Here is a 12,472-nt window from a genome sequence, read left to right as displayed (position 1 = left end):
CCCGTCTGTTCCCACAGGGCTACGGCACGCCCAAGGCCGAGGGGACTACCATCGGCCGTATTTCGGCCTATATTGTGACATCCAGCGACCCGCGCGGCGCATCACGGCAAGTCTCAGGAACCACGATGACGCATTGGATGACCGACCGGAAGGACGGCAAGGATCAGATCGAACTGGCCACCAAGCCGCGCGCCAAGACGCAGCGGCCGCCGCTGTACAAGGTTCTGCTGCTGAACGACGATTTCACCCCGATGGAGTTTGTCGTGCATGTGCTGGAACGGCTGTTCAACATGACCCATGCTCAGGCCATCGAGGTGATGCTGACCGTGCATCGCAAGGGCATTGCCGTGGTCGGCGTCTTCTCGCACGAGATCGCCGAGACCAAGGTTGCGCAGGTGATGGAACTGGCCCGGCGGCAGCAGCATCCGCTGCAATGCACCATGGAAAAAGAATAGACCGTGACTGATCCACGACTTGAACTGGCCTTCGGCGAGACCTCGCCCGATGGCGACCTGCTGGTCCTCGGGGCCTCCGGTGCGGCGGGGCTGCAGGGCTTTGATCCCGACCGCACCCTGCTGGTGCAGGGGCATTTCCCCGATCACCGCGCGCTTCAGGCACAGGGCTGGCAGGTGCTGGCGGAATTGCCCGAGGGGCGCGCGTTCGACAGCGCGCTGGTCTTTCTGCCGCGCGCCAAGGCCGAGGCCCATGCGCTGATCGCCGCCGCCTCGGACCGGCTGAAACCCGGGGCCGCGCTGTGGATCGACGGGCAAAAGACCGACGGGGTGGATTCGGTGCTGAAGGCGATGCGCGCACTTGCACCCGTCGAGGAGCAGCACAACAAGGCCCATGGCCGGATTTTCCGCCTGACCCGGCCCGAGGGCGACTGGCTGCCCGCCGACTGGCGCGCCGCGCCCCGCGTGCTGGCGGATGGCTTCGTCACCCTGCCGGGGGTGTTTTCCGCCGATGGCATCGATCCCGGCTCGGCGCTGCTGGCGGCGCATCTGCCGCCGCGCTTGCCGACGCGCATGGTCGATCTTGGGGCCGGCTGGGGCTGGCTCGCCGCGCAGGTGCTGGCGCGCGAGGGTGTCGAGACGCTGCATCTGGTCGAGGCCGATCACGCCGCGCTGGCCTGTGCGCGGCAGAATGTCTCTGACCCGCGCGCCACGTTCCACTGGGCCGATGCCCGCGATTTCCGCCTGCCCGAGCCGGTGAACGGCGTGGTGATGAACCCGCCCTTCCACGAAGGCCGCGCGGCCGATCCGGGGCTGGGCGCGGGCTTCATCGCCGCTGCCGCGCGCCTGCTGACCGGCGCGGGCAAGCTGTGGATGGTGGCGAACCGGCACCTGCCCTACGAGGCGGCGCTTGGCACGCATTTCTCCAAGGTCACAGAGATCGGCGGGGATTCCCGCTTCAAGATCATCGAGGCGACGGGGGCACGACGGGCTGCTGCCGCCGGCGGCAAAAGGGGCAAGTGATGGGACTGTCGATCCAGGGAAAGACCGCCATCGTCACCGGCGCGGGGCGCGGCATCGGCCTTGCCATCGCCCGGCATTTCGTCGAGCGCGGCGCCAACGTGATGTTCGCCGACAGCGACGAGGCGCTGCTGGAGGCCGAGCTTGGCAGCGACCCCGAGCGTGATGGCCCGGTGCGGTCCTTTTCCGGCGACATGAGCGAGAAGCTGGCGATGGCCAACCTTCTGTCGGCGACGCTCGACGCCTTCGACCGGGTGGATATCCTGGTCAACGCCCATCGGCTGGTGCGGGCCTCGGACCCGCTGGATACCGATGTCGATACGCTGGACGAGATGATGCGCCAGAACATGATGGCCGGGCTGCGCATGTCGCAGCTGGTGGCGCGGCGGATGATCAAGCAGGGCGAGGCGGCGCCCGATGCCGACGAGATCGGTTCGATCGTCAATATCTCGACGCTGGCCGGGACCCGGCCGGTGCCGGACCTGCTGGGCTATTCCATTGCCTGCGCGGCGCTGGAACAGGCGACGCGGGGGCTGGCGCTGACGCTGGCGCCGCACCGCATCCGGGTGAATGGGGTTTCCTTCAGCAGCGTCATGTCGCACGAGCTGAAACTGTCGCTGCGCGAGGATGGCAGCCTGCGCGAGCGGGTGATCGCCGGAACGCCGATGGGCCGGATCGCCGCCGCCGACGAGGTGGCCGATACGGTCCTCTATCTGGTCAGCAGCGGCGCCAGCTTCGTCACCGGCCAGATTCTGACCGTCGATGGCGGTCGCAGCCTGGCCGATCCTGTCACCGGAAGCATGCTCTGACCCCGCCCTATTGGGCGGCTTTCTGCTCCTCGGGATAGGCGGCCTGGCAGGCACGGACATAGGCTTCGGCCTGCCCCGCCAGGTCCTTCTGCCGTGCGGCCAGGTTCGCCCGCTTGCGCTGTTCCGCCGCAGGGTCGATGGAGACGCGGTAACGCTCGGTGGTCGAGACATCGCGCCAGCAGGGGGTATAGATGACCCGGGCATTGCCCTCGCGGTCGCGGACCAGGTCGCGGCACTGGGTCAGGATCTCGTCATAGACCACCCGTTCCTCCCAGGCATAGCCGCGGGCCAGGTTGCCCTCGACCTCCCGCAGCAGGTTGCTGACATTGCGGTATTCACGGGTGTTCTTGCTGATGCAGCGTTCCTGCGGGGTGCCGCAGGCCGCCAGAAGCAGCGGCAGGGCGGCAAGGGTCAATGCGATGTTGCGGGTCATGGGGTGGGCCTTTAGGTGTCTCATCGGATGCTAGCCGCAAGCGCGGCGGTGAGGCAAATCAACAATCGAGGCCGCCCCATGGATGAACAACGCCGCACAGCCGCAAGCTGGTTCCACGAGTTGCGCGACCGTATCGTCGCCGCCTTCGAGGCGCTGGAGGATCGGGCTTCGGGTGACACCCCCGCAGGCCGCTTCGATGTGACCCCGACCGAGCGGGCCGAGAACGGTGGCGGTGGCCTCATGTCGGTGATGCGCGGCGGCCGGGTGTTCGAGAAGGTGGGGGTGAACTGGTCCGAGGTGCATGGCACGCTGGCGCCCAGGGCGCAGGCGGCGATGGCCGCGCGCGGTGTGCCGGGCATGGCCGAGGACCCGCGCTTCTGGGCCTCGGGCATCAGCCTCGTCGCCCATATGCAGAACCCCCATGCCGCCGCCGTCCACATGAACACGCGGATGTTCTGGACCCCGGGCGCCTGGTGGTTCGGCGGTGGCACCGACCTCAACCCCTGCATCGACTATGCCGAGGACACGGCGCATTTCCACGACACGCTGCGCGCGGCCTGCGCGCCCCATGGCGCGGACTACTATGACCGCTTCAAGGCCTGGGCCGACGAGTATTTCTTCATCCCCCATCGCGGCCGGGCGCGGGGCGTCGGCGGCATCTTCTATGACGATCTGAACAGCGGCGACTGGTCCGCCGATTTCGCCTTTACCAAGGCGGTGGGCGAGGCCTTCCTGCCGGCTTTCCTGCCGCTGGCCGAGCGGCGCATGGCCCAGCCCTGGGACGAGGCCGACAAGGACGCGCAACTGATCCATCGCGGCCTCTACGCCGAATACAACCTGGTCTATGACCGTGGCACCAAGTTCGGGCTGGAGACCGGCCACAACGCCGATGCCGTGCTGATGAGCCTGCCGCCCTTGGCGAAGTGGGTGTGATCCCCATGACAGATTCGGCGCTGTCGCAAGCTTGATCCAATGCGCGGCAGAGGGGCTGCGACCTGCCGTGGATGGCCGCTGCGGCGACTGAACGACGTGCTTTATGGCACCAGTATATCGAACGACTGTTCGGCGCGGGGCGTCACCGATGCGGCCAGCCGTGGGGACGGCAGGCCGCAGGCCCGGCGGTGCTGCGCACCTTGATTCCGGGCCGGGTCGGCAGCCCGGGCGATGGCAAAAAAGGCTGGTCAGCCAACAGCCCCCCCAAAAAAAGCCGCGGCACGAAGGCCGCGGCAGCTGGGGGACTGCGATCAGTGCCGGTCAGATGTCCAGCGTGTTGTCATGCTCCCACCGCGAGAAATGCGCGGTGAAATTGTTCCATTCCTGCAGCTTCAGCTTCAGATAGGCGGACGAGAAATCCGGCCCCATCATCGATTTCAGCGTCTCGTCGCGGTCATAGTCGCGCAGCGCGTCCAGCAGGTTCAGCGGCAGCTTGGTGCCATTGGTTACCGTATGGCCCTGCGTGTACATGTCGACATCCGATCGCGGGCCGGGATCGGCCTTGGTGCGGATGCCGTCGAGCCCCGCGGCAAGGATCACCGCCTGCATCAGATAGGGGTTGGCCGCGCCATCGGGCAGGCGCAGTTCGAACCGGCCGGGGCCGGGAACGCGCACCATATGGGTGCGGTTATTGCCGGTCCAGGTGACCGTGTTCGGCGCCCAGGTCGCGCCCGAGCTGGTGCGCGGGGCATTGATCCGCTTGTAGCTGTTCACCGTCGGGTTGGTGATCGCCGCCAGCGCCGCCGCGTGCTTCATGATGCCGCCGAGGAAGTTGCGGCCGCGATCCGACAGGCCCAGTTCCTTTTCGGGATCGGCGAAGGCATTGGTCCTGCCCTCGAGATCCCAGACCGAGATATGCGCGTGGCAGCCCGAGCCGGTCAGCCCCTTGAACGGCTTCGGCATGAAGGTCGCGCGCAACCCGTGCTTCTCGGCGATCGACTTGATCATGAACTTGAAGAAGCTGTGCTTGTCGGCGGTCGGCAGCACGTCGTCATATTTCCAGTTCATCTCGAACTGGCCGGTCGCGTCCTCGTGGTCGTTCTGGTAGGCCTCCCAGCCCAGATCCAGCATATAGTCGCAGACCTCGGCGATCACGTCATAGCGCCGCATCACCGCCTGCTGATCATAGCAGGGCTTCTCGGCGGTATCATAGGGATCGGCGATCCTGTCGCCCTCGGGGGTCAGCAGGAAAAACTCCGGCTCGACCCCGGTCTTGACACGCAGCCCCTCTTTCGCCGCCTCATCGACCAGCCGGCGCAGCACGTTGCGCGGGGCCTGAGCGACGGGTTTCTCCTCCATCACGCAGTTCGAGGCGACCCAGGCCACCTCGGGCTTCCACGGCAGCTGGATGACCGAGGCTGGGTCGGGCACCGCCATCATGTCGGGATGCGCCGCCGTCAGGTCGAGCCAGGTGGCAAAGCCGGCAAAGCCCGCGCCGTCGCGTGACATATCGTCGATCGCCTGCGCCGGGACCAGCTTGGCGCGCTGCCCGCCGAACAGGTCGGTATAGGAAATCATGAAGTACTTGATGCCGTTCTTCGTCGCGAAAGCTGCCAGATCTGACGTCATGGGCCGACTTTCCTTTCCCTGTTGGTTGGACCTGCGCTTGGCAAGGCGGTGCAGATGCGGGGTCTGTGCGGTTACATGCCTCCGCCCTTGCCCGGATACCAATCGGTGCCGGCCAGCGGGATGCGCGCCATGGCGGCGGCCTCCATGGTCAGCGCGCAGAGGTCTTCGGGTTCAAGATTGTGCAGGTGGTTCTTGCCGCAGGCGCGCGCGATGGTCTGGGCCTCCAGCGTCATCACCTTCAGATAGTTCTTCAGCCGCCGCCCGCCGAGAACCGGGTCGAAGCGCTTGTAGAGCTCGGGGTCCTGTGTGGTGATGCCCGCGGGGTCGCGGCCCTCGTGCCAGTCGTCATAGGCGCCGGCGGTGCTGCCGAGCTTCTGGTATTCCTCTTCCAGCGCCGGGTCATTGTCGCCAAGCGCGATCAGCGCGGCGGTGCCGATGGCCACCGCATCGGCGCCAAGCGCCATGGCCTTGGCCACGTCGGCGCCGCTGCGGATGCCGCCCGAGACGATCAGCTGCACCTTGCGATGCATGCCCATGTCCTGCAGCGCCTGCACCGCCTGCGGAATGCAGGCGAGGATCGGCATGCCGACATGCTCGATGAACACGTCCTGCGTCGCGGCGGTGCCGCCCTGCATCCCGTCCAGCACCACCACATCGGCCCCGGCCTTGATCGCCAGCGCGGTGTCGTAATAGGGCCGGGCGCCGCCGATCTTCACATAGATCGGCTTTTCCCAATCGGTGATCTCGCGCAGCTCGCCGATCTTGATTTCCAGATCGTCGGGTCCGGTCCAGTCCGGGTGCCGGCAGGCCGAGCGCTGGTCGATGCCCTTGGGCAGGTTGCGCATCATCGCCACCCGATCCGAGATCTTCTGGCCGAGCAGCATCCCGCCACCACCGGGCTTCGCGCCCTGACCCACCACCACCTCGATCGCATCGGCGCGGCGCAGGTCGTCGGGATTCATGCCATAGCGCGAGGGCAGGTATTGATAGACCAGCGTCTTGGAATGGCCGCGCTCTTCCTCGGTCATGCCGCCATCGCCGGTGGTGGTCGAGGTCCCGGCCTCGGAGGCGCCGCGACCCAGTGCCTCTTTCGCCGGGCCGGACAGGGCGCCAAAGCTCATCCCCGCGATGGTGACAGGGATGTCCAGGTGGATCGGCTTCTTCGCGTGCCGCGTGCCCAGCCAGACATCGGTGGCGCATTTCTCGCGATAGCCTTCCAGCGGATAGCGGCTGATCGAGGCGCCGAGGAACAAGAGGTCGTCGAAATGGGGCAGGTGCCGCTTGGTGCCGCCGCCGCGAATGTCGTAGATGCCCGAGGCGGCCGCCCGGCGGATCTCGGCATTCACCGCCGGGGTGAACGTGGCAGAGAAGCGCGGCGGCGTGTGGGGGAAATCACTCATGGGGGTTCGCCTCAGTAAGCCGACGCGTTGTCGATGTTGAAATTGTAGAGATTGCGGGCCGAGCCATAGCGCTTGAACTCTTCGGGCTTGGCCAGGTGCTCGGCCTCGCCCTGCTTCAACAGGTCGGCCAGCAGCTCCAGGTGTTCGGGCCGCATCTCCTTCTCGACGCAATCGGCACCCAGCGACTTGACCGCGCCGCGCACGAACAGCCGCGCCTCGTAAAGGCTGTCGCCAAGCGCGTCGCCGGCATCGCCCAGGACGACCAGGTTGCCCGATTGCGCCATGAAGGCCGACATATGGCCGATATTGCCATGCACGACGATGTTGATGCCCTTCATCGACACGCCGCAGCGCGAACTGGCATCGCCCTTGATGACCAGCAGCCCGCCCCGCCCGGTGGCACCGGCATATTGCGAGGCATTGCCATCGACGATCACCGCGCCCGACATCATGTTCTCGGCCAGACCCGGCCCGGCCGAGCCCTTGACCCGGATGGTCGCCTGCTTGTTCATCCCGGCGCAGTAATAGCCGGTCGAGCCATGCACGGTCAGTTCGATCGGGGCGTCGAGTCCCACCGCGATGCTGTGCGATCCCTTCGGGTTCACCACCTCCCACGCGGTTTCATTGGTCTGGCCGTTCAGCGCGTGAAGGGCCGCGTTCAGCGCGCGCAGGCCCTGCGCCTCGAGGTCGAATCTCTGCATGGTCAGTGGTTCCAGAAGTAGACGGTTGCGGGCTCCGGCTCCCAGACCCGGGCGGTGTCGATGCCGGGCAGGCTCACCAGCGCCCGGTATTCCGACCCGAAGGCCACGTATTGATCGGTCTCGGCCATCACCGCCGGCTTGCAGGCGATCGGGTCGCGGACCACGCCGAAGCCGTCATGGGTGCCGACGACGAAGGTGAAGAAGCCGTCCAGATCCTCGAGCGTGCCTTCCAGCGCCTCGCCAAGGGTCGCGCCGTTCTTCATCCGCCAGGTCAGGTAGGCGGCGCCGACCTCGGTATCGTTCATGGTCTCGGTATAGATGCCCTCATGCGCCAGCATTCGGCGCAGGCTGCTGTGGTTGGACAGCGAGCCGTTATGGACAAGGCACTGGTCCGATCCGGTCGAGAAGGGATGCGCGCCATTGGTGGTCACGGCGGATTCGGTTGCCATGCGGGTATGGCCGATGCCATGGGTGCCGCGCATCTTGGCCAGCTCAAAGCGGCTGGCCACATCCTTCGGCAGGCCGACTTCCTTGTAGATCTCGAGACTGTCGCCGACGCTCATCACCTTGAGACCGGGGCGCAGCTCGGCCAAGGCCGCGCGCGCGACCTCGACCTGGTCGACCGGCACCTCCAGCACCGCATGGGTGCTGCGGATCACCATGCCGACCGGCTTGCCGATGGCGTCCTTCAGCTCGCGGTCCAGATCGGCAAAGTCCTTTTCGGGCTGCGGCGACTGGACGGTGATCTTGCCCGCGCCGTCATCCGCGCCGCCATAGATGGCAATGCCCGCGCTGTCGGGGCCGCGATCGGTCATGGTGATCAGCATCTCCGTCAGCATCGCGCCGAGCTGCGGTTCAAGTGATTTGTCCTTCAGGAAAAGTCCGACAATGCCGCACATGATCTGATTCCCTTGCTGATGTCGCTTCAGCCTAGCAGCAGCATCTCGGTGCAGCAACTATGAAGAAACATTTTTTCTTGTGAGAATAACCGACCGGGTCTATCCTTCAGCGATCCGGGGGCTGGCGCGGCATCTCCACTTGCGGTCCAGCCCCTTCCTGCCAGCCGGAGGCTCGCAACCATGATGACGCCGGACAAGCGGGCTTTGCCTGCAATTATGTGGGGCATCGGCTGCCAATATTCTTCGCTGCCGCGTCGTGGTTTCGGACCACACTCATCCGCAAAGCACCGGCCGGGTCCGGCGCATCCTGCCGCCCGGCGCGGCTGACAGACGACAACAAGGGACAAGGGAGACAGCAATGACGGCATCTTGGAGATTCTCGGCACTGGGCGACCGGCATCGCGCGCTGGGGTCGGACCTGGAAGACTGGAGCGGGATGGGAACGGCCTGGTCCTATGCCAAGGGCGACCCGCTTGAGGAATACCTGGCGATCCGCACCAAGGCCGGGCTGATGGATGTCTCGGGTCTGAAGAAGGTCCACATCACCGGCGCCGCCGCCAGCCATGTCATCGACCGCGCCACCACCCGCAATGTCGAGAAGATCATGCCTGGCCGCTCGGTCTATGCCGCCATGCTGAACGATGCCGGCAAGTTCGTGGATGATTGCGTCATCTACCGCACCGGCCCGAATGCCTGGATGGTGGTGCATGGCTCGGGCGGGGCCCATGAGCAGCTGACCATGGCGGCGACCGGGCGCGATGTCTCGATCCGCTTCGACGACAACCTGCACGACCTGTCGCTGCAGGGGCCGCTGGCCGTCGATTATCTACAACAGCATGTCGAGGGCATCCGCAACCTGAACTATTTCAGCCATATGCAGACCTCGCTGTTCGGCCTGCCGGTGATGATCTCGCGCACCGGCTATACCGGCGAGCGCGGATACGAGATCTTCTGCCGGGGTCAGGACGCGCCGGCGATCTGGGACCGTATTCTGGACGAGGGCGCGTCAATGGGGATCATCCCCTGCCGCTTCACCACGCTGGATCTGCTGCGAACCGAAAGCTATCTGCTGTTCTTCCCCTATGACAATTCCGAGATGTATCCGTTCGACGACGAAGGCCCCGGCGATACGCTGTGGGAACTAGGTCTCGACTTCACCGTCTCGCCCGGCAAGACCGGCTTCCGCGGGGCGGAGGAACATTACCGGCTGAAGGGCCGCGAGCGGTTCAAGATCTGGGGGCTTGTGCTCGAGGGAACCAACGTGCCGGGAAATGGCGCGCCGATCTATCGCGGTGATCAGCAGGTGGGCGTGGTGACGCAGGCGATGTATTCGCCCCTGAACAAGCACAACATCGCCATCGCCCGGCTGCCGGTCGATTGCGCCAATGACGGCACCAAACTGACCGTGCGCTGCGGCACCCATGGCGACATCGCCGCGACCACCCACTCCATGCCCTTCTACGATGTCGAGAAAAAGCGCCGCACCGCCAAGGGCTGAACTGCGGGGATGCGGGCCGGTGACGGTCTGCATCCCGTCCCGAACCTGCAAGACGCGAAAGGACCACCGGGGAAATGACGAGATTCCAGTTCCCGAAATCCATCGCCAGCCGGCCGGTCTATGGCAGGCTGACGGCCCGGCCCGGCTCGGCGCATCTGATGGTCGCCGATGCCGAGGGGGCCGAGGCGCTGCTGGATCTGGCGGCCGCGGCACCGGGGCTGATGGAGCGGGCCCATGTCATCTACCTGCCCAAGACCACCGGCGCGACCTATGCCCGGCGGCTCGAGACGCTGTCACCGGCGCAGCTTTACATCGGGCCCAGCTATCCCGCCGCCGAGCCGCGCCTGAGGAAGGCGCTCAGCGATGCCCATATGGGCCTGCAGGTCTATCTGGCAGGGACGGAGGGGCTGATGGGGCAGGCGATGCGCGAGGCGATAGAGGCCGGCATCCCCGCCGGTGCCATCCAGACCGAGCATCGAGGCTCGGTCGCGCGGCGGATGCAATGCGTCCATTGCAAGGGCATCACCGAGGACGTGACCACCGATCCTTTCGTCTGCGCCCATTGCGGGCTGAACCTGTTCGTGCGCGACCATTATTCCCGCCGCATGGCGGCCTTCCAGGGGGTCTGCATCGATGCCGAGGATCCCGGCGACGTTCCCCCGTCGAAGGAGCTTTATTCATGAGCGCGGGAACCCGTAAGATCGACGTGACCGTGACCGACGTGGTCGAGGTCAACGAGCTGGTGAAACGCTTCCGCTTCGAGCGCAGCGATGGCGGCGAAATGCCGACCTTTTCCGGCGGTGCGCATACAGTGGTCGAGATGCGCGACGGCGACGTGACCCGGCTGAACCCCTATTCGCTGATGTCCGACCCGCGCGACCGCCGCGCCTTCACCATCTCGGTCCGGCGCGACGAGGCCGGGCGGGGCGGCTCGCTCTACATGCACCGGCAGGTCAGGATCGGCGATCGCATGGTGCTCAGCTATCCGGTGAACCTCTTCGCGCTGGACCTGCGGGCGAAAAAGCACCTGATGATCGCCGGCGGGATCGGCATCACGCCCTTCCTCGCCCAGATCAAGCAGTTGTCCGCGACGGGTGGCCGGTTCGAGCTGCACTATTCTGTCCGCACCGCGGCGCTGGGGTCCTATGCCGGGGAACTGGCCGGGCGTTTCCCGGCCAATGTGCATGTCTACCACGACGACCAGTCTCAGGTGATCGACCTGGCCCGGTTGCTGGATGGCCAGCCGCTTGGCACGCATCTTTACGTCTGCGGTCCCAAGGGCATGATCGACTGGGTGATCCGCACGGCTACGGATCACGGCTGGCCGGCCGAGGCGGTCCATTACGAGGAATTCCTCGCCCCGCAATCGGGCAAGCCCTTCGAGGTGACGCTGGCCAGCACCGGCCGGGTCATCACCGTCGGCGAACATCAAAGCATGCTCGAGGCGCTGGAAGCCGCCGGGGTCGATGCGCCCTACCTGTGCCGGGGCGGTGCCTGCGGGCAATGCGAAACCGACGTGGTCCGCCACGAGGGCCATTTCATCCACCGCGATCACTGGCTGACCGATGACCAGAAGACGTGCGGCAAGAAGATCATGCCATGCGTGTCGCGGTTCGAGGGCAAGTCCCTCGTGATCGACCGATAGGAGAGGCGCGATGACCATCCAGTTCAAGGACGAGACCTTCCACGACGACTATACCTTCCGGAATTCGCCCTGGGCGATCCAGCGCTTTCCCTTTCCCTTCCACGAAGACAGCTACATGTATTCCGTCAACCTCGAGCCGCATCTGTCGCTGCGCCCGGGATCGGTCTTCGAGAAGACCTTCGACGTGGACGAGCATTACATCTCGGAAATGAAAGACCGCGCGCGGGTGCTGGCCAATGACCCGCTGCGCTGCCAGTCGCTGCCGCATATGACGCTGGCGGGCTGGGACCTGGTCGAGCTGATCATGGAGGCCAAGGCGCGCGACTATCCGGACCTCTTCGAACTGCACCGCGACGGCGACCACTGGCACTGGATCAACAAGCCGCTGGGGATCGAGCAGCGCTTTACCTTCCTTGACGACAGCACGCTGCCCTGCGGGCCGATGGAATACATCACCCGGCAGGCACAGGGCGATTTCGCCCTCTTGGACCAGCGCGAGGAAAACCTGTGGATGGATGCCGGCATGGTGACGACGCAGGCCGACTGGTCGCTGGATTTCGACATCGGGATGAACTTCTACGAATGGCACGCGCCGGTGCCGCTGGCGCATGAGATGGGGGTGTTCCAGCGGGCGCTGAAATTCCTCTTGAACCTGCAACAAGGCGCGCCCTATCGGCGGCTGAACTGGACCATGACCGTCAACCCGCTGCTGGATACCAGTCCCGAGAATTACCACAAATGGGGCGTGCAGAAGACCGAACTGACCCCCGAAAACGTCGGCCAGAAGCAATACCTGCGGGTCGAGCTGCAAAGCTTCTTCCGCCTGCCGCGCTCGAACGCGCTGGTCTTTCCGATCCGCTGCTACCTGATCCGGCTGGAGGATGTGGTCAGCGTGCCGAAATGGGGCCGTCGTCTGCACCGCGTGCTGCGCGACCTGCCCGTGGAACTGGCGACCTACAAGGGCTTCATCCGCAATCGCCCGATGATCGTCGACTTCCTCTCGGCCTATGACGACGGCGCGCCGACCTCGCCGGGGATCTTTCCGGACTGAGG

At 65.7% G+C, this 12,472-nt stretch carries 13 protein-coding genes; 8 read left to right on the top strand and 5 right to left on the bottom strand.

The genetic code is table 11. The features are described from left to right. The first annotated feature begins 137 nt into the window (after positions 1-137). From clpS to Q1A36_RS01930, 3 genes are read left to right on the top strand one after another with little or no spacing between them, the layout of a single operon-like run. The gene (gene clpS, locus Q1A36_RS01940; RefSeq protein ID WP_157935821.1) at positions 138-455 is read left to right on the top strand and encodes an ATP-dependent Clp protease adapter ClpS; all 318 of its coding nucleotides are present in this window, start codon (positions 138-140) and stop codon (positions 453-455) included. 3 nt (positions 456-458) lie between these two features. Then, on the top strand, positions 459-1,475 hold the full coding sequence (locus Q1A36_RS01935; RefSeq protein ID WP_299838942.1) for a class I SAM-dependent methyltransferase: 1,017 nt from the start codon (positions 459-461) through the stop codon (positions 1,473-1,475). Beyond that, positions 1,475-2,281 carry an SDR family oxidoreductase gene (locus tag Q1A36_RS01930; RefSeq protein ID WP_299838939.1) on the top strand — a complete coding sequence of 269 codons (807 nt, stop codon included), beginning with the start codon at positions 1,475-1,477 and terminating at the stop codon, positions 2,279-2,281. The genes Q1A36_RS01935 and Q1A36_RS01930 overlap by 1 nt, the downstream gene beginning before the upstream one ends. A gap of 7 nt (positions 2,282-2,288) precedes the next feature. Here the strand turns inward: Q1A36_RS01930 and Q1A36_RS01925 are convergent, their stop codons facing one another. Next, positions 2,289-2,714, bottom strand: coding sequence for a hypothetical protein (locus Q1A36_RS01925; RefSeq protein WP_299838936.1), 426 nt, complete (start codon positions 2,712-2,714; stop codon positions 2,289-2,291). Between the two features lie 78 nt (positions 2,715-2,792). Between Q1A36_RS01925 and hemF the strand changes: the two genes are divergently transcribed. Beyond that, the gene (gene hemF / locus Q1A36_RS01920) at positions 2,793-3,647 is read left to right on the top strand and encodes an oxygen-dependent coproporphyrinogen oxidase (protein ID WP_299838933.1); all 855 of its coding nucleotides are present in this window, start codon (positions 2,793-2,795) and stop codon (positions 3,645-3,647) included. A gap of 321 nt (positions 3,648-3,968) precedes the next feature. On the opposite strand, the gene glnT is transcribed toward hemF, so the two are convergent. From glnT to Q1A36_RS01900, 4 genes are all read right to left on the bottom strand, one after another. Beyond that, complete coding sequence (glnT, locus tag Q1A36_RS01915; protein WP_299838930.1) at positions 3,969-5,276, bottom strand: type III glutamate--ammonia ligase; 1,308 nt, start codon at positions 5,274-5,276, stop codon at positions 3,969-3,971. A gap of 71 nt (positions 5,277-5,347) precedes the next feature. After that, a complete protein-coding gene (locus Q1A36_RS01910) occupies positions 5,348-6,676 on the bottom strand; it encodes an FMN-binding glutamate synthase family protein (RefSeq protein ID WP_299838927.1) in 1,329 nt (442 codons plus the stop codon). An 11-nt stretch (positions 6,677-6,687) separates the two neighbouring features. Next, positions 6,688-7,377 (bottom strand): GXGXG domain-containing protein, encoded by a 690-nt coding sequence (locus Q1A36_RS01905; RefSeq protein WP_299838923.1) that lies wholly within the window; start codon positions 7,375-7,377, stop codon positions 6,688-6,690. A 2-nt stretch (positions 7,378-7,379) separates the two neighbouring features. Further along, positions 7,380-8,276, bottom strand: a complete 897-nt coding sequence (locus tag Q1A36_RS01900) for a glutamine amidotransferase family protein (RefSeq protein ID WP_299838920.1) — start codon at positions 8,274-8,276, stop codon at positions 7,380-7,382. Positions 8,277-8,634: 358 nt separating this feature from the next. Here Q1A36_RS01900 and Q1A36_RS01895 point away from each other — a divergent pair, with 358 nt between their 5' ends. From Q1A36_RS01895 to Q1A36_RS01880, 4 genes are all read left to right on the top strand, one after another. Next, on the top strand, positions 8,635-9,774 hold the full coding sequence (locus Q1A36_RS01895; RefSeq protein WP_299838918.1) for an aminomethyltransferase family protein: 1,140 nt from the start codon (positions 8,635-8,637) through the stop codon (positions 9,772-9,774). A 74-nt stretch (positions 9,775-9,848) separates the two neighbouring features. Further along, on the top strand, positions 9,849-10,457 hold the full coding sequence (locus tag Q1A36_RS01890; protein WP_299838915.1) for a dimethylamine monooxygenase subunit DmmA family protein: 609 nt from the start codon (positions 9,849-9,851) through the stop codon (positions 10,455-10,457). Then, on the top strand, positions 10,454-11,419 hold the full coding sequence (locus Q1A36_RS01885; RefSeq protein WP_299838912.1) for a PDR/VanB family oxidoreductase: 966 nt from the start codon (positions 10,454-10,456) through the stop codon (positions 11,417-11,419). The genes Q1A36_RS01890 and Q1A36_RS01885 overlap by 4 nt, the downstream gene beginning before the upstream one ends. A gap of 10 nt (positions 11,420-11,429) precedes the next feature. Continuing rightward, positions 11,430-12,470 carry a DUF3445 domain-containing protein gene (locus Q1A36_RS01880; RefSeq protein ID WP_299838909.1) on the top strand — a complete coding sequence of 347 codons (1,041 nt, stop codon included), beginning with the start codon at positions 11,430-11,432 and terminating at the stop codon, positions 12,468-12,470. The last annotated feature ends 2 nt before the right edge of the window (positions 12,471-12,472 follow it).

Source organism: uncultured Paracoccus sp. (assembly GCF_947487305.1).
Lineage (GTDB): Bacteria > Pseudomonadota > Alphaproteobacteria > Rhodobacterales > Rhodobacteraceae > Paracoccus.
This window is presented reverse-complemented; position numbering and strand designations above follow the sequence as displayed.

Bases quoted from the DNA above. Each gene is read 5' to 3' on its own strand.
- hemF (WP_299838933.1), top strand. From the start codon at position 2,793: ATGGATGAACAACGCCGCACAGCCGCAAGCTGGTTCCACGAGTTGCGC.
- Q1A36_RS01930 (WP_299838939.1), top strand. From the start codon at position 1,475: ATGGGACTGTCGATCCAGGGAAAGACCGCCATCGTCACCGGCGCGGGG.
- Q1A36_RS01910 (WP_299838927.1), bottom strand. From the start codon at position 6,676: ATGAGTGATTTCCCCCACACGCCGCCGCGCTTCTCTGCCACGTTCACC.
- Q1A36_RS01885 (WP_299838912.1), top strand. From the start codon at position 10,454: ATGAGCGCGGGAACCCGTAAGATCGACGTGACCGTGACCGACGTGGTC.
- Q1A36_RS01880 (WP_299838909.1), top strand. From the start codon at position 11,430: ATGACCATCCAGTTCAAGGACGAGACCTTCCACGACGACTATACCTTC.
- Q1A36_RS01905 (WP_299838923.1), bottom strand. From the start codon at position 7,377: ATGCAGAGATTCGACCTCGAGGCGCAGGGCCTGCGCGCGCTGAACGCG.
- Q1A36_RS01895 (WP_299838918.1), top strand. From the start codon at position 8,635: ATGACGGCATCTTGGAGATTCTCGGCACTGGGCGACCGGCATCGCGCG.
- clpS (WP_157935821.1), top strand. From the start codon at position 138: ATGACCGACCGGAAGGACGGCAAGGATCAGATCGAACTGGCCACCAAG.
- Q1A36_RS01890 (WP_299838915.1), top strand. From the start codon at position 9,849: ATGACGAGATTCCAGTTCCCGAAATCCATCGCCAGCCGGCCGGTCTAT.
- glnT (WP_299838930.1), bottom strand. From the start codon at position 5,276: ATGACGTCAGATCTGGCAGCTTTCGCGACGAAGAACGGCATCAAGTAC.
- Q1A36_RS01925 (WP_299838936.1), bottom strand. From the start codon at position 2,714: ATGACCCGCAACATCGCATTGACCCTTGCCGCCCTGCCGCTGCTTCTG.
- Q1A36_RS01900 (WP_299838920.1), bottom strand. From the start codon at position 8,276: ATGTGCGGCATTGTCGGACTTTTCCTGAAGGACAAATCACTTGAACCG.